The sequence below is a fragment of the Brevundimonas sp. genome, assembly GCF_032055285.1.
Classification (GTDB): Bacteria; Pseudomonadota; Alphaproteobacteria; order Caulobacterales; family Caulobacteraceae; genus Brevundimonas.
Genome location: NZ_DAMBRE010000002.1, coordinates 305016 through 324062 on the forward strand (window position 1 = coordinate 305016; position 19047 = coordinate 324062).

The following is a 19047-nucleotide window of genomic DNA, read 5'->3' on the forward strand; positions in this document are numbered from 1 at the left end:
GAGCCGACGCGTAAGGCTCTGGAGAGCTGATTTTTCAACGGAGCGCCCCATGTCCCTGTTTCGTCTTCTGCCCGTCACGGCTGTCGCTGCGGCCCTGATGCTGCCGTCCGTCGCCGCCGCCCATGCCCGTCTGGTCAGTTCGACCCCGGCGGCGGGATCGACGGTGGCCTCGCCGCGCGCCATCTCCCTGACCTTCAGCGAGAAGATGGCCCCGGCCTTCTCCACCTTTGAGGTGGTCAACGCTGCGGGCGTGAAGACCCCGGTGCGCACGACCGTCAGCGAGGACGGCAAGACTCTGAGCGCGCCCGTGGCCCGGCCTCTGGCCGCGGGCGCCTACGTGATCAACTGGCGTCTGGCTTCCAGCGACGGCCACCGCATGACGGGTTCCGTTCCCTTCACCGTGCGCTGACCGTGGAGGCCTGGCTGATGGGGCTGCGCGCGGCCCAGTACGCGGCGGCCGCCGTGGTTCTGGGTCTGCCCGCCTTCATGATGTACGGCGGTCGCGTCGTAGGGGGGCAGCAGCCCCGCTGGGCGCGTTCGGCCCTGGGATGGAGCGCGGCGACTTTGGCCCTGCTGGCGGCGGCGGCTCTGGCCCTGCAGACCGGGCTGATGGCGGGGGCGCTGGATCAGGCGTTGAACCGGGAGGCTCTCGGTTTCGTCCTCGGCGGCACGGCGCTGGGCGCGGCCTATGCGGTGCGGATCGGAGCGGGGCTCTTGCTGCTGGCCGTTCTTGCGCTGCGAACGGGGCGCGGGCTGTGGCTGGGGGGGCTGACCCTCGGTCTGGTCGTCGCGGCCAGCTTTGCCTGGACCGGCCACGGCGCGGCGACCGAGGGACCGGGGCATGGCTTGCATCTGGCATCGGACATCGCCCACGCTGTCGCCGCCCTGACCTGGCTGGGCGCCGTCTTCGCCTTCGTGGCGCTGGCGACGCGCCGGATCGAGAAGGATGCGGCGGTGAAGACTGAGCTGGCGACGGCGCTGGGCGGCTTCGCGGGGGTGGGGACGCTCTGCGTCGCCGTCCTGCTAGTGACCGGCCTGATCAACAGCTTCTATCTGGTTGGGATTGAGCGGGTCTTCAGCCTGGGCGAGACCGCCTATGGCCGCCTGCTGACGGTCAAACTGGCGGCCTTCATCGCGATGCTGGGGCTGGCGGCGCTGCACCGGTTCCGGTCGACTCCGGCCCTGGAGCGGGGCGAGGGCGGTCTGGCGGGGTTGAGGTTCAGTCTCGGCGCCGAACTGGCGCTCGGCGTTCTGATCCTGGCTCTGGTCGGGATGATGGGGATGTTGGCGCCGCCAGCATCCCTCTAGCGCGCTAGGCCTTATGCGCTAGCTTGCGGCGGGTGGCCTGATGCACCGTCCAGTCCCGCGCAAGCTTGATCCACAGCAGGATGAAGCCGCTAACCACCATGCTGAGCGTCAGGATGGTGATGATGATCAGGGTCGGATGGTTGAAGTTCTCGCCGTTCTTGAAGTCGAGGATGTGCAGCCGCCAGAAGAAGTCATAGACGCGCCAGACGCCCGAGCGCCGGGTGACGACCTCGCCGGTTTCGGGTGACAGGTAGAAGCTGGTGTGTTCGAAATCATTGAAGTCGACGCGCCACAGCGGGCCCTCGCGGCCCGTTTCGCGCGGGGCCTCGTCGAACAGGGTGGCCTTTTCGGCCTGGGCCTCGCCGCGATAGGCGGCTTGGGCCAGACGCAGGGCCTCGGCGCGCGTGAAGGCGGCGAAGGGCTTGCCGTCCAGAGCCGACAGGATGACCGGCTCGCCGCTCTTGGGCGTGAAGACCCAGGCCGGGCCACGCGGGGTGTGGCGCAGTTCGGCTTTGTCGATGGGCGCCGACAGACGAGCCGCCGCCGTCTGCATCGGGATCAGGGCGTTCATGGAGAAGGCGGGATAGTCCGGCTTCTGGAAGCGATGCTCGCTCCGGACGGTCTCGATGGGGATGGCGGTCATCACCAGCCCCCCGCCGACCCAGAACAGCACCTGCAGGCCGATGACCAGAGCGACCCATTTGTGAATCTGAGTCGAAAGCCGAAGCAGTTTCATTGACGATAAATCCCCTCGCGCCACGACGCGTCCCTATATGACCCTACGCGAGGGGGAGGGCGATCCCTCGCCCATCCTGCGGGATCACCTTGATGGCCTTGGACGCTTCTGTGGCGTCCTGTCGCAAGGGGCGTTTGGCGGCGCTGCGTAATAGGCTGTGAAGCCCGCGTCGAAATCTTCAGGCGCGGTACGGTACAAGAAGGATGATCCCCCTATGTCGAGCATGGCTCTCGATCGCAGATCCCTGTTGCGCGGCGCGGCCGCCGGCGGCGGACTGCTTGGTCTTTCGGGGCTGATGCCGGCCTGGGCCCAATCGGGTTCGCCCGGGTTGCGCGCCGATCTGCCCACGCTGACGGGGCCGAACATCGACCTGACGGTGGGCCATTCCAACTTCACCGTCGGCGGTCGCACCGGCCACGCCTTCACCGTCAACGGCCTGCTGCCCGCACCCCTGCTGCGGATGCGCGAGGGCCAGAACGTGCGCCTGTCGGTGACCAACCATCTGGACGAGGACACCTCGATCCACTGGCACGGCCTGCTGCTGCCCTTCCAGATGGACGGGGTGCCGGGCGTCAGCTTCCCCGGCATCAAGCCGCATGAAACCTTTGTCTACGAGTTCCCGATCAAGCAGTCGGGCACCTACTGGTATCACAGCCATTCGGGCCTGCAGGAGGCTATGGGCCACTATGGTCCCATCGTCATCGACCCGGCGGGCGTCGATCCGGTCGGCTATGACCGCGAGCACGTCCTGGTCCTGTCGGACTGGAGCTTCCTGCACCCGCATGAAATTCTGGCCAAGCTGAAGAAGAGCCCCGGCTACTTCAACCAGCAGAAGACCACCCTGGCGGGCCTGCTGGACGGGTCGGACCGCATGAGCCTGGCCGAGCGCCGGATGTGGGGCGGGATGCGGATGGACCCGCGCGACATCCTGGACGTCAACGGCACGACCTACACCTATCTGGTCAACGGCCACGGCCCGCAGGAGAACTGGACCGGCCTGTTCCGGCCTGGCGAGCGGGTGCGTCTGCGCGTCATCAACGCCTCGGCCATGTCGATCTTCAACGTCCGCATTCCCGGTCTGGCCATGACCGTGGTTCAGGCCGACGGCGAGCACGTCCGCCCGGTCGAGGTGGACGAGTTCCAGATCTCGGTCGCCGAGACTTACGACGTCATCGTCCGCCCGCTTGAGGACCGCGCCTACACCATCGTCTCCGAAGCCATCGACCGGTCGGGCATGGGCCGCGCCACCCTGGCCCCGCGCCTGGGCATGACGGCCGAGGCGCCGCCGCTGCGCAAGGTGCCGAACCTGACCATGACCGACATGGGGATGGGCGGGATGGATCACGGCAGCATGGCCGGGATGGACCATTCCGCTCATGGCGCCGCCGCCGGAGCCGCCGCCGCCGCGCCGATGGACCACGGCGACATGAGCATGCGCGACCCGAACAACGCCCCTGCCGACATGGCGGTCGGCGTCGGGGTGGACGCCATCGCGCCCGCGCCCGCCAACCGTCTGGGCGAACGGCCGCAGGGGCTTCAGGACGTCGATCACCGGGTGCTGGTCTATACCGACCTGCGCTCGCTGACGCCCAATACGGACACCCGCCCGCCGTCACGGTCGATGGAAATCCACCTGACCGGCAATATGGAACGGTTCATGTGGGGCTTTGACGGGCGCAAGTTCTCGGAGCTGGTACGACACCATGATGGCCCACCCGATCCACCTGCACGGCCACTTCTTCGAGCTGGTCAACGGTCACGACGGCTATCAGCCGCTGAAGCACACGGTCAATGTGGCGCCGGGGGGCAAGGTCACCTTCGACCTGACCGCCAATGCGCCGGGCGACTGGGCCTTCCACTGTCACCTGCTGATGCACATGCATGCAGGGATGTTCAACGTCGTCACGGTTCGTCCGCTGGAAGGAGCCGCCCGATGAGCCGCGCCCTGTTCGCCGCCGTCGCGGTCCTGCCCCTGATGCTGGCCGCCGGGTCCGCCGTCGCTCAGAGCCACGGCGGCCATGCCGGTCACGGCGCCCACGCTGCGCCCGCCCGCCCGCCGCAAGCCCGCCCCGCGCCCAAGCCCAAGCCGCGCGCGGCTGCGCCTCAACCGCGCCGCGTCGCGCCAGCCGCCCCGGCGGCGGCTGATCCGCACGCCGGTCACGACATGGGCGGGATGCAGACTGCGCCGGCCCAGACGCCCGCTACCGATCCGCACGCGGGTCATAACATGGGCTCGACCCCGGCGGCTTCGGCAGATCCACACGCCGGTCATGACATGAGCAGGATGCAGATGGCTCCGGCCCAGGCGTCGGCTGACGATCCCCACGCGGGGCATGACATGAGCGGCCACGATATGAGCAGCATGTCGGCGGCTCCGGCTGCCGATCCTCATGCCGGTCACGACATGGGTGCGGCTCCTGCGGCTGATCCCCACGCTGGTCACGACATGAGCGGTATGCAGACGGCGCCCGTAGATCCTCATGCGGGCCACGACATGGGCCAGACGCCCGCCGCCGATCCCCATGCCGGTCATGACATGGCGGCCATGGCGGGTGGCGCGCCCAATATCCCGACCAGCGTGGACGCGGTCGGCGGACGGATGGTCGAGACCCCGCCGCCCGCCGCCGCCCGCGCCGCGCCGGCCCATGCGGCGGACCTGCTGTTCGATCCCGCCGTCATGGCGGCGTCGCGTCGGCAACTGCTGGCCGAGAACGGCGACGTGCGCACCACGGCGATCCTGATCGACTCCATTGAAGCCGGCTTCGGCGACGGCGAGAAGAGCTACAGCTGGAACGCCCAGGGTTGGACCGGCGGCGACATCAACCGCTTCTGGTGGAAGACCGAAGGCGAGGGCGCCTTCGACGGCAAGTTGCACGACGCCGAGCTTCAGGCCCTCTACAGCCGCGCCGTCGCCCCCTTCTGGGACGTGCAGGCGGGCATCCGGCAAGACTTCCGGCCCGATGGCGACGACACGACCCACCTGACCGTCGGGGTCCAGGGCGTGGCGCCCTACTGGTTCGAGATGAGCGCCGCCGCCTTCCTCTCGACCGAGGGTGATCTGACCGCCCGGGCTGAGGCCGAATACGACCAGCGCATCACCCAGAAGTGGATACTGCAACCGGCCGTCGAGGTGGCCTTGTCGGCCAGCGACATTCCGGAGCTGGAGATGGGTTCGGGCCTGATCTCGGTCACAGCGGGCCTTCGCCTGCGCTACGAAATCCGCAAGGAGTTCGCGCCCTATGTCGGGGTCGAGTGGAGCCGCTCGTTCGGCGACACCGCCGACTACGCCAGGGCGCGCGGTGACGATGCGGACGCCACGCGCTTCGTCGTAGGCATCAAGGCCTGGTTCTAACTTGGCGAGGGGCGGCGACGGCCTGGATCGTTCGCCGCCCACCTGCTTCCATCAGGAATTTTTGCGACGCGCCAAGGCAGGACGGCGTTCATCAACAACGACGAGACGCTGAAATATAGAAAAAGGATGTTGGGGAGGGCGGTGTGCGCCATTCCTTTCGCTGAAAGGAATGGCGCGAGTGACGGGGCTCGAACCCGCGACCTCCGGCGTGACAGGCCGGCACTCTAACCAACTGAGCTACACCCGCGTTCCCCTCCGCGAGGAGGAGAAGTGCGGATTAAGGGCGACTCAGGATGGGGTCAAGCGCAATATGCGAGGTTGCTGAAATTATCTGCGAATTCAGCTTCTAGCGCCCGCAATCCAGGCCGGGGGCGTCCGGCGCCGCGGTTGCTCCGAGGCCAAGGGCCTTCTGCATGAAGACGACGTCGCGCCAGGCGTCGAACTTCCATCCGGCGGCGTGGAAGACGCCCACGTGCTCGAAGCCGGCGGCGGCATGCAGGGCGATGGAGCCGGCATTGGCGCTGTCGCCGATCACCGCCACCATCTGACGCATGCCGATGGCCTCACAGGCGCTCAGCAGGGCGTCCAGCAGAGCCTTGCCGACGCCGCGCCCGCGAAACGTCTCCGACACATAGATCGAGTCCTCGACCAGGAAGCGATAGGCGGCGCGCAGGCGGTAGGGGCCGGCGTAGGCGTAACCCGCGACCTGACCGTCGATCTCTGCCACCAGCACCGGCAGCCCCAGGGAGGCCGGAACGGCCAGCCGCGCGCTCATCTGCTCGGCGGTGGGGACGTCCAGCTCGAACGTCCCCGTGCCGTTTAGCACGCTGTCGGCGTAGATGGCTGTGACGGCGGCCAGGTCGGCGTCCGTGTACGGCCGGATGATCACGCCTTTTCCCAGCCCTTCTCAACGGCCCAGACGGCGAAGGCGTAGTCGTGGGCGATGTCCTTCAGATAGTCGAAGCGGCCCGAGGAGGCGAAGTGACCGGCCTCCATGTTGATCTTCAGCAGCACCGGCTTGCCCGAGGTCGAGGCGGGGCGCAGCTTGGCCACCCACTTTTCAGGCTCCCAGTAGGTGACGCGCGGATCGGACAGGCCGCCGGTCGCCAGCAGGGCCGGATAGGGCTTGGCCTCGATCTGGTCATAGGGGCTGTAGCTCAGCATGTAGTCATAGGCGGCGGGGTCCTCGATCGGATTGCCCCACTCGGGCCATTCCGGCGGCGTCAGCGGCAGACTGGTGTCGCTCATGGTGTTGATGACGTCGACGAAGGGCACGCCGCCGATGACGCCGGCCCATAGTTCGGGCCGCATATTGGTGACGGCGCCCATCAATAGGCCGCCCGCCGAGCGACCCTCAGCCACGATGTTTCCGGCCTTGGTGTAGTTCTTGGCGATCAGGTGGTCGGCGGCGGCGGTGAAATCGGTGAAGGTGTTCTTCTTGGTGAAGCGCCGCGCCGTCAGGAACCAGTTCCAGCCCTTGTCCGAGCCGCCGCGGATGTGGGCGATGGCGTAGATGAAGCCGCGGTCCACCAGCGACAGCCGGTTGGTCGAGAAGCCGGCCGCCATCGGGATGCCGTAGGAGCCGTAGCCGTAGAGCAGCAGGGGCGCCGAGCCGTCGACCGGCGTGTCCTTGCGGCGCAGCACCGTCACCGGCACCAGCTCGCCGTCGGAAGCCGGGGCGTTCAGGCGCTCGACCACATAGTCGGCGGGGTTGTGGCCGGACGGGACCTCCTGAACCTTGCGCAGGGTGCGCTCGCGGGTCTTCAGGTCGTAGTCATAGGTCGAGGTCGGCGTGGACGGCGAGTTGTAGCCGTAGCGCATGACCGTGGTGTCGAACTCCGACGCCCCACCCAGCGACAGGGCGTAGGCCGGTTCGTCCACGGCGATCTCGTGCTCCGTGCCGGCGCGGTTGCGGATGACGATCCTGGTGTTGGCGTCGGCGCGTTCCTGGCGACCGATGAAGTCCTTCACGAGGGCCACGCCCTCGATGAAACGGCCCGGGGTGTGCGGAATTAGGTCCTTCCAGTGCGCCTTGGCGGGCGCGGCGGTCGGAGCTTCGACGACCTTGAAGTCGATGGCCTCGTCGGCGTTGGTGCGGATCACCCAGCGGTCGCCCCAGTGGTCCAGGTCATAGAGGCGGCCTTCGTGACGCGGCTCGACCACGACCGGCGTCGCCGTGGGCGTCGCACCGGGGATGATGCGGCCTTCCGAGGTCTCCTGATTGCCGATGCCGATAATGATGAAGGCATCGTCCGAGGTGCGGCCGACGCTCTGGAACATGCCGTCGTCGGTTTCTTCATAGACCAGGGTCGTCTCACCGCCGCGCGCCGGGCGACGAAATATCTTGTCCGGGCGGCCATTGTCGTCCCGGTTGGTCCAGAAGATCCACTGGCTGTCCGGTGAGAAGGTGAAGTTTTCGGTCGCCGATTCGATGGGGTCGGGCAGGACCTCGCCGGTGGCCAGATCCTTGACGTAGATCTTGAAGACCTCGGAGCCCTGCGCGTCCTCGGCGTAGGCGAACAGGGCGTGGTCGGGGCTGTGCTCGGTCGCCGAGACTTCGGAATAGGCCTTGCCCTCGGCCAGTGCGTTGCAGTCCAGCAGGAGCTGAGGCGTCGGGGCCTTGACGAAGTTCTTGGTCACCGGCTGGCCGTCGACCATCCAGGTTCCCTGGCGCTCGACCCGCATATAGCGCGGGTGCTGCTCGCCCGTTCGGTACTCGGTGTAATACTCCCAGGCGCCGTCGGCGGCGGGGACGGAGCTGTCGTCCTCCTTGATCCGGCCCTTCATCTCTTCGAACATCGCGACCTGCAGCGGCAGGGTCGAGGCCATCATGGCTTCGCGATAGGCGTTTTCGGCGGTCAGGTGGTCCTTGACGTCGGCCTTGATCAGCGACGGGTCGCGCAGCACGGCCTGCCAGTTGTCGTCCTTCATCCACTGATAGTCGTCGACGCGGACGCGGCCCAACTGCTCGATGCGGACGGGGACCTTCTTGGCGACGGGCGGTTGGGGCAGGGACATCGAGGCTCCGGTAGTCGAACGGGCGAGTGCAGGGGAGGCGGCGGTCAAGCCGAGGGCGGCGGTCGAGGCGATCAGTTCGCGGCGATTCATGGATAGGGCTCCCCAATGGTCGGGCGGACCTTGTGCCCGTGAACGGGCGGCGTCAAATGGCGGGATGATCACCCAGGACGTTCCGCCCGCACCGCCCGCCGCCGTCGCTCCCGTTCCTTGGGACCTGACCGTCGGCATGATCAACGCCACGGTGCAACTGGATCAGCCGTTGAATGAGAGCTCGCGCAAGGTCGGCACGGGCTTCCTGATTTCCGCACCTAAGCCGGACGGCACGCCGCGCGTGGTTCTGGTCACGGCCGCGCATGTTTTCAACGTCATGCCGGGCAGCGAGGCGCGCATCGGATGGCGTACGCCCGAGGCGGACGGAGCGTGGAAGTTCACGCCGGGCCCTCTCGCCATTCGCGACGCGGCCGGGGCGCCGTTATGGACCCAACACCCCGAGCGCGACGTGGCGGTCATGGAGATCACCGCGCCCGACGCCTTCGCTCAGGCCGCGATTCCGCTCGGCTGGCTGGCGGATGAGAACACCTTCGACCGTTGGCGCGTCGGGCCGGGCGACGAACTGATGGCCCTGGGCTATCCGCATGGGCTGTCGGCGAACAAGGCTGGCTTCCCGATCCTGCGTCTCGGCCGCATCAGCTCCTGGCCGCTGACGCCGATCCGCCACTTCCCGAACTTCCTGCTGGATTTCGCGGTGTCTCAAGGCAACTCGGGCGGGCCGGTCTTCTGGACACCCGCGGTCGATCGCCTGCCCGGCTCGCCGACGCCCGATCACCCCTACATCGCCGGGGTTCTGGTGCAGGAGGTCCAGGGAGGCGGCGAAGGGCTGGAACTGGGCGTCGTCGCCCATGCCCAGTATGTGCGTGAGGCGATTGCGCTGCTGGATCAGCCCTCGGCTTCGACCGCGCCGTAGCGCATCTTGCGGCCGCTGAAAGGCGCTGAGCGCCTTCCGGTGGACGACGAGGGTTAGCCAGCCAGTGCTTCCACACTGAGCCCTTGCAGCAGTTCGCCACCCTGACCCACGGCGGCCAGGCGGCTGGAAACGTGGCCGAGGACGTTGGCGGCGTAGAGCTCATAGAGGTCCAGCTTGCCTTGCAGCCAGACGGGATCGCCGTTGCCGGCGTCGAGGCGAGCCTTGGCGGCCAGGGCGCCCTTGGCCAGCATCCAGCCGCCGACCACGTCGCCCATCAGCTTCAGATAGGCGTCGGCGCCGGCCAGAACGTCGGCGGCGCCTTCCGCGGCGGCCTTGCGGTCCAGCAGCCAGAGCGTGGCGTCCTCGACGGCTTCGATGGCGGTGGCGAAGCGCTCGACGGGCTTGCCTGTATAGAGGCGATCGATCTGGGCCAGGGTGTCTTTCATGTCGGCGATCAGGGCCTTGGCGGAGTCGCCGCCGTCCATCGACAGCTTGCGGCCGACCAGATCCATGGCCTGAATGCCGTTGGTGCCCTCGTAGATCGGGGTGATGCGGGCGTCGCGGTAGTATTGGGCCGCGCCGGTTTCCTCGATGAAGCCCATGCCGCCGTGGACCTGAACGCCCAGCGAGGCGACCTCGCAGCCGACGTCGGTGGACCAGGCCTTGGCGATGGGAGTGAACAGATCCTCGCGGCCCTTCCACAGCTTGTGCTCGGCCTCGGTCGCGGCGTGCTTGGCCAGGTCGGCGGCGACGCCGGTGGACAGGCAGATGGCGCGGGCGGCGGCGATCTTGGCCTTCATGACGCCGAGGGTGCGGCGCACGTCAGGATGGTCGAAGATCGGGGCGTTCTTCTCGCCGGTCCAGACGCTGCGGCCCTGACGGCGCTCCAGGGCATAGGCCAGGGCGTGCTGATAGGCGCGCTCGGCCACGCCGACGCCCTCGACGCCGACGGCCAGACGCGCGGCGTTCATCATCACGAACATATGGGCCAGGCCCTCGTTCGGACGGCCGACCAGTTCGGCGCGGGCGCCTTCATAGGCCATGACGCAGGTGGGCGAGGCGTGGATGCCCAGCTTGTGCTCGACGCCGACCGGGTGGAAGGCATTGCGCTCGCCTAGCGAGCCATCGGCGTTGACCGCGAATTTCGGCGTCAGGAACAGGCTGATGCCCTTGGGCCCCGCCGGGGCGTCGGGCAGGCGGGCCAGCACCAGATGGACGATGTTGTCCGTGGCGTCGTGGTCGCCCCAGGTGATGAAAATCTTCTGGCCGTTCAGGGCATAGGTCCCGTCGCCGTTCGGCGTGGCCGTGGTGGTCAGGGCGCCCAGGTCCGAACCGGCGTGGGGCTCGGTCAGCACCATGGCGCCGGTCCATTCGCCGCTGACCAGCTTGGTCAGATAGGTGGCCTTCTGATGTTCGGTGCCGACCTGCTCCAGCGCCTCGATCGAGGCCAGAGACAGCATGGGGCAGAGGCCGAAGGCCATGTTGGCGGCGTGGACGGTTTCATAGGCCGCCAGTTCCAGCGCCTTGGGCAGGGCCTGGCCGCCAGCCTCGACCGAGGCGGTCAGGCCGGTCCAACCGCCCTCGGCGAACTGCTTGTAGGCGTCAACGAAGCCGGGGGCGGCGGTGACGGCGCCGTCAGCGTATTTAGCGCCGGCCAGATCGCCGGGGCGGTTCAGCGGGGCTAGGACCTGTTCCGAGAACTGACCCGCGGCCTCCAGCACCGCGCCCATGACGTCGGCGTCGTAGTCGGGATAGGCGCCAGTGGCGGCGACCTGATCGATGCCGGCGACGGCTTCCAGGGCGAAGGCGAGGTCACGGACGGGGGCGCGGTAGCTCATGGCGGTCTCCAGAATCTTCAACATGCTTCTGACGCCCCGGCGGTCTGTGATGCAAGGGCGCTTGGACTTTGGTCGCGGTTCGCGCCACTGTCTGCCCCAGTGCCGTCGCGGAAGGAAAGACCCTTGGCCGAGCCTCGAAATCGTTACTCCAGCGTGTCGCTGATCCTGCATTGGGTCACCGCCCTGGCCGTGGTCGCCCAGGTGGTGCTGATCATGGCCCACGACGCGACCGAAGGTTCGCTGTCGCGCGAGTTCGTGCAGGTTCACAAGGCGGTCGGTCTGACCATTCTGGCGCTGACGCTGGGGCGAATCGGCTGGCGCCTGGCCAATCCGCTGATCGCCTTGCCGGTCGAGATGCCGAAGTGGGAGCGCATCCTGGCGCGGACAACGCAGATCGCCTTCTATGTGGTGCTGCTGGCCATGCCGCTGACCGGGTGGCTGGCGTCCTCGGCGGGCGGGCGTGAGATCAACTGGTTCGGTCTGTTCCAATGGCCCTTGCTGCCGGTCGGCGGCGGGCGCGAGGCGGCGGGTCAGTTCATGGATATGCACGGGGTCGTGGCCAAGCTGCTCTATGTGCTGATCGTCCTGCACGTCGTGGGGGCGCTGAAGCATCAGTTCATCAACCGGGACAATGTGCTGCATCGCATGATCCCGATGATCCCGCGTCGGCCATGAAGGGCGACACCCCCGAAATCGCCGCCGAGGCGCTGAAGACCGGGCGACTGGTCATGCTGCCGACCGAGACGGTCTATGGCCTGGCGGCCGACGCCTCGAACCCGCAGGCGGTGGCGCGCATCTTCGAGGCCAAGGGAAGACCGCGCTTCAACCCCTTGATCGCGCACGTGGCCAATGCCCTGGACGCCGAGGCTGTTGCCGTCTTCGAGGAGCGGGCGAGGGCGCTGGCTGAGGCCTTCTGGCCGGGTCCGCTGACCATAGTGGCCCCGGTGCGTGACCGCGAACGGGTCTGTGATCTGGCGCGGGCGGGTCTGGACAGCGTGGCTGTGCGGGTGCCTGGGCATCCACGGGCGCGGGCGGTCATTGCGGCCTTTGGCGGGGCTGTGGTGGCGCCCTCGGCCAATCGTTCGGGCCGACCCAGCCCAACCACATTCGACGACGCCCTGGAGGAGACCGGCCAGTCGGTCGGCGCGGCCGTGGATGGCGGGCCGTGCGCGGTCGGGGTGGAAAGCACGGTCGTTTCCGTGCTGGACGGGCAGGTCGCCCTGTTGCGTCCCGGATCGGTGACGCGCGAGGAGATTGAGGCCGTCGTCGGCCCGCTGGCCGAGAACGGGCAGGGGCATCGCTCGCCCGGTCGCCTGGCGCTGCACTACGCCCCCGACGCCCCGGTGCGGATCGAGGCCGAAGCGGTGAATGACGGCGAGATCCTGCTGGGCTTTGGCGCCGGTGTAGGCGATCCACGCTGGAGCCTGAGTTCGACCGGCGACCTGCGCGAGGCGGCGGCTAATCTGTTCCGGTTGTTGCGTGAGGCGGATCGGGCCAAGCCCGTCGGCATCGCCGTGTCGCCGATCCCGCACAGAGGTCTGGGCGAGGCGATCAACGATCGGCTGCGCCGCGCCGCGGGCTTTGTCGGCTAGAGAAAACGGGCCTTCAGATCGACGCTGGAGGCCTGGCCGACCTGAGGCGCGCAGGTTTCCAGCCATTGCTCGGCCGCTTGGCGCCCGCGCGACTTCAGGTCGTTGAGGAAGCTCCACTCCGTGTCGAACTTGGTCGACAGCGACAGATTGCCCAGCCAGTCGTCGGCTTCGATCGCGTGCATGCGGACGCCGCGATAATGATGCTCGTTGCGGCTCAGCTTGCCCTCGGCGATCAGGTCCTGAACGAAGGCGACGGCCCGCAGTTCGGCGACCAGAGGCGCGTTGAACAGGATCTCGTTCAGGCGATCCATGATCTCGCCCGCCTCGCGCGGGGCCTCGTCACGGACGAAGGGGTTGAGCGGCAGCAGCAGGATGTCGTCCGGCGTGTCGGCATAGAACAGCGGCCATAGCGCCGGATTGGCCAGATAGCCGCCGTCCCAGTAGGGCTCGCCCTCGATCTCGACCGCCTGGAACAGGTGGGGCAGGCAGGCGGAGGCTAGCAGGACGTCGGGCGTGATCTCGGCCGAGCGGAACAGGCGCGACCGCCCCGCGCGGACAGCCGTGGTCGAGACGATCAACTGAATGTCGGAGCCGCGCACCGCGTCGAAATCGACGGCGGTTTCCAGCACGCGCTTCAGCGGGTTCAGGTTGAAGGGGTTGAACGCGTAGGGGCTCATCGACATGGCTAGGGTCTCCCCGGCCTTCCACATCGGGCTGTCCTTGAGCCAGCCGGGCGTCAGAGCCTTGGACCAGATGGCGCTGTCGCCGAAGACGTTGCGGCCGCCGGATTGATTGACCTCGCGCCATAGCTTGTCGAGCGCGGCGCGACCGCCCTCGGCGCCGCCCTGTTCCAGGCCCGTGATCAGGGAGGCGGCGTTCATGGCGCCCGCTGAGGCCGCAGTGACGGCGCGGATGTCGAGGATATCGGCCTCCAGCAGCCGATCCAGAACGCCCCACTGAAAGGCGCCGTGCGAGCCGCCGCCCTGAAGGGCAAGGCAGATGGGGCGGCGGGCTTTCGACTTGGCCATCATCCGCCCTTCAGATTGCTATTGCGCCGTCCAGCCGCCGTCGACCGAGTAGTGCGAGCCGTTGGCCGAGGCCCCGAGGTCGGACACCAGATAGAGGAAGATGCCGGCCAGTTCGTCGGTCGTCACGAAGCGCTTGGTCGGCTGCGAGCCGAGGATGACGTTCTTCATCACGTCCTCGGGCGTCATGCCGCGCGTGCGGGCTTGATCCTCGATCTGCTTGGCGACGATGGGGGTTTCGACGAAGCCGGGGCAGATGGCGTTGCAGGTGATGTTGTCTTGCGCCAGTTCCAGGGCCACGGTCTTGGTGAAGCCGATCACGCCGTGCTTGGCGGCGACATAGGCCGACTTGAACGGACTGGCGACTAGGCCGTGGGCCGAGGCGATGTTGACGATGCGGCCGCGCCCCTGGGCCTTCATGATCGGGATCGCCGCCTTGGTGGCGTAGAAGGTCGAGGACAGGTTGATCGAAATGATCTTCTCCCACGCCTCGGCGGGGAAGTTTTCGACAGCCTCGACGTGCTGGATGCCGGCGTTGTTGACCAGGATGTCGAGACGGCCCAGCTCGCGATGGGCGGTGGCCACCATGTCGGCGATTTGATCCGGCTGAGTCATGTCGGCGGGGTGGTAGAGGACGCGAACGCCCGTCTCAGCCGCCAGATCGGCGCGGGTCTGTTCGATGGCGGCGAGATCGCCCAGACCGTTCAGCACCACGTCGCCGCCGCATTGGGCGACGGCCCGCGCCAGAGCCAGGCCAATGCCGGAGGTCGAGCCGGAGACGACGGCGACCTGGCCCTTGAGATCGTTCATGGCGAACATGCGGAGAGAACCCGTGAATTAGCTATGCTGCGACGCAGCCTAACCGCAGTCGTTCAATCTGGCGATCAGGAATTTCCCTCTCTGATGAATATCCAGTCCGCATCCGTCGAAAGCGCCTTGTCGAAGCGATAGCCGTCGCGGTCGAAGGCCTTGAGATCCTCGGCCTTTTCAATGCGGTTCTCGATAGCGTAGCGGGCCATGGCGCCGCGCGCCTTCTTGGCGAAGAAGGAGATGATGCGGGCCTCGCCGTCCTTGCGTTCCTTGAAGTGGGGCGTGATGACCGGCAGCTTCAGCGCCTTGGCGTCGACCGCGCCGAAGTATTCCTGGCTGGCCAGGTTGATCAGGGTGCGGTCGGGCAGGGGGGCGGCGTCCTCGTTCAGACGCAGCGAAATCCTCTCGCCCCAGAAGTCATAGAGGTTGGCGCCGCGCTTGGTCTTCAGGCGCGTGCCCATCTCCAGCCGATAGGGCTGGATGGCGTCCAGCGGACGCAGCAGGCCGTAGAAGCCCGACAGGATACGCAGGTGATCTTGCGCCCAGTCCAGATCTGCCGGGGCCAGGGAGCGGGCGTCCAGCCCGTCATAAACGTCGCCGGCAAAGGCGAAGACGGCCTGCAGCGCGCCCTCGGCCGTCTCGTTGTCGAAGGCCTGGAAGCGTTCGTAGTTGAGGTCGGCCAGGGCCTCGGAGATCGACATCAGGCGGCGCAGATCGGCGCGGCTCAGCTTGCGGGTGACCTTCGCCAGCTCCGCGGTCTCGTCGGCGCAGCGACGCGGGGTCGCGGGCACATCGACGGCGGGGGGCGTGAAGTCCAGCCGTTTGGCCGGGGACAGGACGATCAGCAAGGCGACACAGGCTCCGAAGCATCGGGAAGCGGGCCTCATAGGCCGCTTCCGTGACGATTTGAACCGTCAGCGGCGTCACATGCGGTCGTGACGCCTAAAAGAGGACCGCCGGATTCATGATCCGCTGAGGGTCGATGGCCAGACGGATCGCCCTCATGGTCGCGATCTCCAGCGGCGACTTATAGCGACGCGCCTCGTCGGTTTTCAGCCGTCCCAGGCCATGTTCCGCCGAGATGGAACCGTTGTAGCGGGCCACGACATCGTGGACGACTTCGGAGCCTTCCATCCAGCGGGCGATGAAGGCGGGCACGTCTTCGCCGACGCCAGGGATCACGTCATAGTGAAGGTTGCCGTCGCCGACATGACCGAAGACCGAGACGCGGCAGCCGGGGTGGAATTTCTCAACCGCCGCCGTGGCCTCGTCGATGAAGTCGGCGATGCGCGACACTGGGACGGACACGTCGTGCTTCCAGCCGCCGCCTTCGGGCTTGAGGCCTGCCGAGTGTTCCTCGCGCAAACGCCAGAAGGCGGCCTTCTGGGCGTCGTTCTGGGCGATAGCGGCGTCGACGATCAGGCCTTCCTCGAAGGCGTTGGTCAACAGTCGCTCCATGGCCGAATCGGCGCCGCCGGGCTCGCCCGAGGTCAGCTCGATCAGGACATACCAGGCGGGCGTCGATTCCAGCGGCTCGCGCGTGTCGGGAATGTTCTTGAGCACCAGGGCCATGCCCAGGCGCTTCATCAGCTCAAAGGCCTCGACCCCGCCGCCGGTCTCGGCCTTGGCGCGGGCCAGCAAGGCGACGGCGGCGTGATGGCTTTCCAGCCCGACGATCGCCGTGGCGCGGCTGCGCATGATGGGAAACAGCTTCAGCGTCGCCGCCGTGACGACGCCCAGCGTGCCCTCGGCGCCGATGAACAGCTGCTTCAGGTCATAGCCGGTGTTGTCCTTGCGCAGCCGCTTCAGGCCGTTGAACACCTGACCGTCCGGCATGACCGCCTCGATGCCCAGCACCAGGTCGCGCATCATGCCGTAGCGCAGGACCGCCGTGCCGCCAGCGTTGGTCGAAATGACGCCGCCGATAGTGGCCGAGCCCTCGGCTGCGAGACTGAGAGGGAAGAATCGGTCCTTCTCCTTGGCCAGTTGCTGAGCCTCCAGCAGGGTGACGCCGGCCTCCAGCGTCATGGCGTCGTCCAGCGGCGTCACATCGCGCACGGTCCGCAGCTTGCGCGTGGACAGCAGGACTTCGCCGAACGGAATCTGGCCGCCGACCAGGCCGGTGCCGCCGCCCTGGGCGACGACGGCGACGCCGTGACGGGCGCAGATCTCGATGGCCTGGGCCACTTCCTCGGTTGTGCGCGGCTGTAACAGGATGGGGGTTTCGCCCGTCCAACGCCCGCGCCATTCGGTCAGCCAGGGCGCCATGTCGTCGGCGTCCGTAGTCCAGGCGCCGGGCAGGGCGGCTTTCAGCTCTTCGAGGGCAGCGGGCGTGGGGAGGGTCATATCCGCCTTGTGGCAAAAGGCGCGGCGTGGTGGAAGCGCAAAACCCTGCCTTCAAGGGCTCAGTTTGCGGAGAAAACATGATTCCGACCCCGGCCGTCGGCGTGGTCTGCCTGAAGGGCGACGAAGTCCTGCTGATCCGGCGCGGCACGCCGCCGCGTCAGGGCGAATGGAGCCTGCCGGGAGGGCGAATCGAGCCCGGCGAGCGACTGGCCGATGCGGCTCTGCGTGAACTGCGCGAGGAGACGGGCGTCGAGGCTCAACTGATCGGCCTGATCGACGTGGTAGACGGCCTGTTTCCTGAAGCCGGACGACACTATGTCCTGATCGACTACGCGGCGATCTGGACGGCCGGAGACCCGATGGCGGGTGATGACGCGGCGGAGGCCGCTTTCTTGCCGATCGAAGAGGCGTTGCGAAGGGTGGATTGGTCCGAGACGCGTCGGATCATCTGTCAGGTTCACGCCATGGCGGCGGATCGCCGTGCTGACGGCCTTGTCATCGTCGGTGAACCGGATTCTGTGGCGTAGGGGGCGGGCGACCGTTAAGCTGCGCACCAACCGGAGGGGCTTATGGATTTCTCGCTTATCTTCTTTGTGATGTTCGCGGCCTTCGCGATCATCTTCCTGTTCAGTGTCATCAAGATCGTGCCGCAAGGCCGTGAATTCACGGTGGAACGCTTCGGTAAATACACCAAGACGCTGAAGCCGGGCATCAGCATCCTGACCCCGTTCGTCGAGCGCATCGGCAAGCGGATGAACATGATGGAGCAGGTGCTGGACGTTCCGACCCAGGAGGTCATCACCAAGGACAACGCCATGGTGAAGGTGGACGGCATCGTCTTCATCCAGGTGATGGACGCCGCCCGCGCCGCCTATCGCGTCGATGATCTGCCCTACGCTATCGCCCAGCTCTGCATGACCAACCTGCGGACCGTGGTCGGCTCGATGGAGCTGGACGAGGTGCTGTCGCAGCGCGACGCCATCAACACCCGTCTGCTGCATGTCATCGACGCCGCGACCGAACCGTGGGGCGTCAAGGCTAACCGGATCGAGATCAAGGACCTGACGCCGCCGACCGACATCACCAACGCCATGGCGCGTCAGATGAAGGCCGAGCGTGAGCGCCGGGCCGTCATCACCGAGGCGGACGGCGAGAAACAGGCCGCCATCGCACGCGCCGAGGGCGCCAAGCAGGCCGCGATCCTGGAGGCCGAGGGCCGCCGCGAAGCCGCCTTCCGCGACGCCGAGGCGCGCGAGCGTGAAGCTGAGGCCGAGGCCAAGGCGACGGCCATGGTGTCGGAGGCCATTGCGCGCGGCGACGTCAATGCCATCAACTACTTCGTGGCTCAGAAATACGTCGAAGCCTTCGCCGAACTGGCTCGCAGCCCGCAGCAGAAGACGGTCATCGTCCCCGCCGAGATGGGCGGTCTGGTCGGCACTATCGCCGGTCTGGGCGAATTGGTCGGCCTGGCCAAGGAGCAGCAACATGTCCGCACTGAGACGCGTGCGGTCGCTCGTCCTGCCCCGGCGCCCGCTGCGCCGGCGCGCCCCGCCCCGCGTCGCCCTGGCGGCGCCGTGCCGACCACGGAGTAGGTCATGGACTGGCTCTTGAATCTCTACGCCGCCCAGCCCTTCTGGCTGTGGCTGGCAGTGGGCGTGGTCCTGCTGGGCATCGAGGCGGCGGCCTCGACCGAATGGCTGCTGTGGCCTGCGGTCTCGGCCGGGATCGTGGCGCTGATTTCAGCCCTTGCGCCCGATCTGGGCCTGCCGGTCGAGATCGGGATCTTCGCCGCCCTGACCGTAGCCTCGACGGTCCTGTCGCGTCGCCTGATCAAGCGGGTGAACCCTGCCGATGAGCCCGACATCAACGACCGGGATCTGCGCCTGGTCGGCGAGCGGGCGCGGGTGGTCGAAGCCTTTGTCGATGGTCGCGGCCGGGTCTTCGTTTCGGGCGCCGAATGGCCGGCCGAGATCGAGGGCGCGGCGCCGCTCGCGGGCGAAAGCGTGGTGATCGAATCGGTGGATGGCCCGCGCCTGCGGGTGCGCCCGGTCTGAGGTT

General features: G+C 67.5%; 17 protein-coding genes, 1 tRNA gene and 1 pseudogene. 10 read left to right on the forward strand and 9 right to left on the reverse strand.

What is annotated here, in order from left to right; translation table 11 throughout:
* Nucleotides 1-49: 49 nt before the first annotated feature.
* Both copC and copD read left to right on the forward strand, forming a co-directional pair.
* On the forward strand, nucleotides 50-409 hold the full coding sequence (copC, locus tag RTY13_RS07060) for a copper homeostasis periplasmic binding protein CopC (protein WP_312782191.1): 360 nt from the start codon (nucleotides 50-52) through the stop codon (nucleotides 407-409).
* Nucleotides 410-426: 17 nt separating this feature from the next.
* The gene (gene copD / locus RTY13_RS07065) at nucleotides 427-1308 is read left to right on the forward strand and encodes a copper homeostasis membrane protein CopD (protein WP_312782192.1); all 882 of its coding nucleotides are present in this window, start codon (nucleotides 427-429) and stop codon (nucleotides 1306-1308) included.
* 4 nt (nucleotides 1309-1312) lie between these two features.
* Here the strand turns inward: copD and RTY13_RS07070 are convergent, their stop codons facing one another.
* A complete protein-coding gene (locus RTY13_RS07070) occupies nucleotides 1313-2044 on the reverse strand; it encodes a PepSY domain-containing protein (RefSeq protein WP_312782194.1) in 732 nt (243 codons plus the stop codon).
* Between the two features lie 214 nt (nucleotides 2045-2258).
* On the opposite strand from RTY13_RS07070, the pseudogene RTY13_RS07075 reads away from it, so the two are divergent.
* Together RTY13_RS07075 and RTY13_RS07080 are read left to right on the forward strand one after the other, a co-directional pair.
* A pseudogene (locus tag RTY13_RS07075) lies at nucleotides 2259-3981 on the forward strand (copper resistance system multicopper oxidase).
* A gap of 740 nt (nucleotides 3982-4721) precedes the next feature.
* Nucleotides 4722-5396 carry a copper resistance protein B gene (locus RTY13_RS07080; RefSeq protein ID WP_312782534.1) on the forward strand — a complete coding sequence of 225 codons (675 nt, stop codon included), beginning with the start codon at nucleotides 4722-4724 and terminating at the stop codon, nucleotides 5394-5396.
* Nucleotides 5397-5566: 170 nt separating this feature from the next.
* Here RTY13_RS07080 and RTY13_RS07085 read toward each other — a convergent pair.
* The 3 genes from RTY13_RS07085 to RTY13_RS07095 all read right to left on the reverse strand — a co-directional run bounded on the left by RTY13_RS07085 (nucleotide 5567) and on the right by RTY13_RS07095 (nucleotide 8504).
* Nucleotides 5567-5643 (reverse strand) — tRNA-Asp (locus tag RTY13_RS07085).
* Nucleotides 5644-5742: 99 nt separating this feature from the next.
* On the reverse strand, nucleotides 5743-6285 hold the full coding sequence (locus tag RTY13_RS07090; protein ID WP_312782196.1) for an N-acetyltransferase family protein: 543 nt from the start codon (nucleotides 6283-6285) through the stop codon (nucleotides 5743-5745).
* On the reverse strand, nucleotides 6282-8504 hold the full coding sequence (locus RTY13_RS07095) for a S9 family peptidase (protein ID WP_312782198.1): 2223 nt from the start codon (nucleotides 8502-8504) through the stop codon (nucleotides 6282-6284). The genes RTY13_RS07090 and RTY13_RS07095 overlap by 4 nt, the downstream gene beginning before the upstream one ends.
* A gap of 64 nt (nucleotides 8505-8568) precedes the next feature.
* Here RTY13_RS07095 and RTY13_RS07100 point away from each other — a divergent pair, with 64 nt between their 5' ends.
* The gene (locus RTY13_RS07100; RefSeq protein WP_312782200.1) at nucleotides 8569-9378 is read left to right on the forward strand and encodes a serine protease; all 810 of its coding nucleotides are present in this window, start codon (nucleotides 8569-8571) and stop codon (nucleotides 9376-9378) included.
* A 53-nt stretch (nucleotides 9379-9431) separates the two neighbouring features.
* On the opposite strand, the gene RTY13_RS07105 is transcribed toward RTY13_RS07100, so the two are convergent.
* Entirely contained in the window at nucleotides 9432-11216 is a 1785-nt protein-coding gene (locus RTY13_RS07105; protein WP_312782535.1) for an acyl-CoA dehydrogenase, read from the reverse strand.
* A gap of 123 nt (nucleotides 11217-11339) precedes the next feature.
* Here RTY13_RS07105 and RTY13_RS07110 point away from each other — a divergent pair, with 123 nt between their 5' ends.
* Both RTY13_RS07110 and RTY13_RS07115 read left to right on the forward strand, forming a co-directional pair.
* Entirely contained in the window at nucleotides 11340-11891 is a 552-nt protein-coding gene (locus RTY13_RS07110; protein ID WP_312782202.1) for a cytochrome b, read from the forward strand.
* A complete protein-coding gene (locus RTY13_RS07115) occupies nucleotides 11888-12808 on the forward strand; it encodes an L-threonylcarbamoyladenylate synthase (protein WP_312782204.1) in 921 nt (306 codons plus the stop codon). Before RTY13_RS07110 ends, RTY13_RS07115 begins: the two co-directional genes overlap by 4 nt.
* On the opposite strand, the gene RTY13_RS07120 is transcribed toward RTY13_RS07115, so the two are convergent.
* From RTY13_RS07120 to RTY13_RS07135, 4 genes are all read right to left on the reverse strand, one after another.
* Nucleotides 12805-13836: a patatin-like phospholipase family protein gene (locus tag RTY13_RS07120; RefSeq protein WP_312782206.1), complete on the reverse strand. Its 1032-nt coding sequence runs from the start codon at nucleotides 13834-13836 to the stop codon at nucleotides 12805-12807. The two genes, RTY13_RS07115 and RTY13_RS07120, sit on opposite strands and share 4 nt — an antisense overlap.
* Nucleotides 13837-13854: 18 nt before the next feature.
* Nucleotides 13855-14652 (reverse strand): 3-hydroxybutyrate dehydrogenase, encoded by a 798-nt coding sequence (locus tag RTY13_RS07125; RefSeq protein WP_312782208.1) that lies wholly within the window; start codon nucleotides 14650-14652, stop codon nucleotides 13855-13857.
* Between the two features lie 65 nt (nucleotides 14653-14717).
* Entirely contained in the window at nucleotides 14718-15491 is a 774-nt protein-coding gene (yaaA, locus tag RTY13_RS07130; protein ID WP_312782210.1) for a peroxide stress protein YaaA, read from the reverse strand.
* A gap of 94 nt (nucleotides 15492-15585) precedes the next feature.
* Nucleotides 15586-16989 (reverse strand): FAD-binding oxidoreductase, encoded by a 1404-nt coding sequence (locus RTY13_RS07135; RefSeq protein WP_312782212.1) that lies wholly within the window; start codon nucleotides 16987-16989, stop codon nucleotides 15586-15588.
* A 77-nt stretch (nucleotides 16990-17066) separates the two neighbouring features.
* Here RTY13_RS07135 and RTY13_RS07140 point away from each other — a divergent pair, with 77 nt between their 5' ends.
* The 3 genes from RTY13_RS07140 to RTY13_RS07150 are packed head-to-tail and all read left to right on the forward strand — an operon-like array spanning nucleotide 17067 to nucleotide 19043.
* Nucleotides 17067-17516 (forward strand): NUDIX hydrolase, encoded by a 450-nt coding sequence (locus tag RTY13_RS07140; protein WP_312782214.1) that lies wholly within the window; start codon nucleotides 17067-17069, stop codon nucleotides 17514-17516.
* Nucleotides 17517-17558: 42 nt separating this feature from the next.
* Entirely contained in the window at nucleotides 17559-18581 is a 1023-nt protein-coding gene (locus RTY13_RS07145; protein WP_312782216.1) for an SPFH domain-containing protein, read from the forward strand.
* 3 nt (nucleotides 18582-18584) lie between these two features.
* Entirely contained in the window at nucleotides 18585-19043 is a 459-nt protein-coding gene (locus RTY13_RS07150) for an NfeD family protein (RefSeq protein WP_312782218.1), read from the forward strand.
* Nucleotides 19044-19047: the final 4 nt, after the last annotated feature.

Excerpts from the sequence above, each read along its gene's own strand:
- RTY13_RS07095 (WP_312782198.1), bottom strand. The coding sequence starts at position 8,504 with ATGAATCGCCGCGAACTGATCGCCTCGACCGCCGCCCTCGGCTTGACC.
- RTY13_RS07115 (WP_312782204.1), top strand. The coding sequence starts at position 11,888 with ATGAAGGGCGACACCCCCGAAATCGCCGCCGAGGCGCTGAAGACCGGG.
- RTY13_RS07140 (WP_312782214.1), top strand. The coding sequence starts at position 17,067 with ATGATTCCGACCCCGGCCGTCGGCGTGGTCTGCCTGAAGGGCGACGAA.
- RTY13_RS07100 (WP_312782200.1), top strand. The coding sequence starts at position 8,569 with ATGATCACCCAGGACGTTCCGCCCGCACCGCCCGCCGCCGTCGCTCCC.
- copD (WP_312782192.1), top strand. The coding sequence starts at position 427 with ATGGGGCTGCGCGCGGCCCAGTACGCGGCGGCCGCCGTGGTTCTGGGT.
- copC (WP_312782191.1), top strand. The coding sequence starts at position 50 with ATGTCCCTGTTTCGTCTTCTGCCCGTCACGGCTGTCGCTGCGGCCCTG.
- RTY13_RS07145 (WP_312782216.1), top strand. The coding sequence starts at position 17,559 with ATGGATTTCTCGCTTATCTTCTTTGTGATGTTCGCGGCCTTCGCGATC.
- RTY13_RS07105 (WP_312782535.1), bottom strand. The coding sequence starts at position 11,216 with ATGAGCTACCGCGCCCCCGTCCGTGACCTCGCCTTCGCCCTGGAAGCC.
- RTY13_RS07070 (WP_312782194.1), bottom strand. The coding sequence starts at position 2,044 with ATGAAACTGCTTCGGCTTTCGACTCAGATTCACAAATGGGTCGCTCTG.
- RTY13_RS07120 (WP_312782206.1), bottom strand. The coding sequence starts at position 13,836 with ATGGCCAAGTCGAAAGCCCGCCGCCCCATCTGCCTTGCCCTTCAGGGC.
- RTY13_RS07080 (WP_312782534.1), top strand. The coding sequence starts at position 4,722 with ATGGCGGCGTCGCGTCGGCAACTGCTGGCCGAGAACGGCGACGTGCGC.
- RTY13_RS07125 (WP_312782208.1), bottom strand. The coding sequence starts at position 14,652 with ATGTTCGCCATGAACGATCTCAAGGGCCAGGTCGCCGTCGTCTCCGGC.
- RTY13_RS07150 (WP_312782218.1), top strand. The coding sequence starts at position 18,585 with ATGGACTGGCTCTTGAATCTCTACGCCGCCCAGCCCTTCTGGCTGTGG.
- RTY13_RS07135 (WP_312782212.1), bottom strand. The coding sequence starts at position 16,989 with ATGACCCTCCCCACGCCCGCTGCCCTCGAAGAGCTGAAAGCCGCCCTG.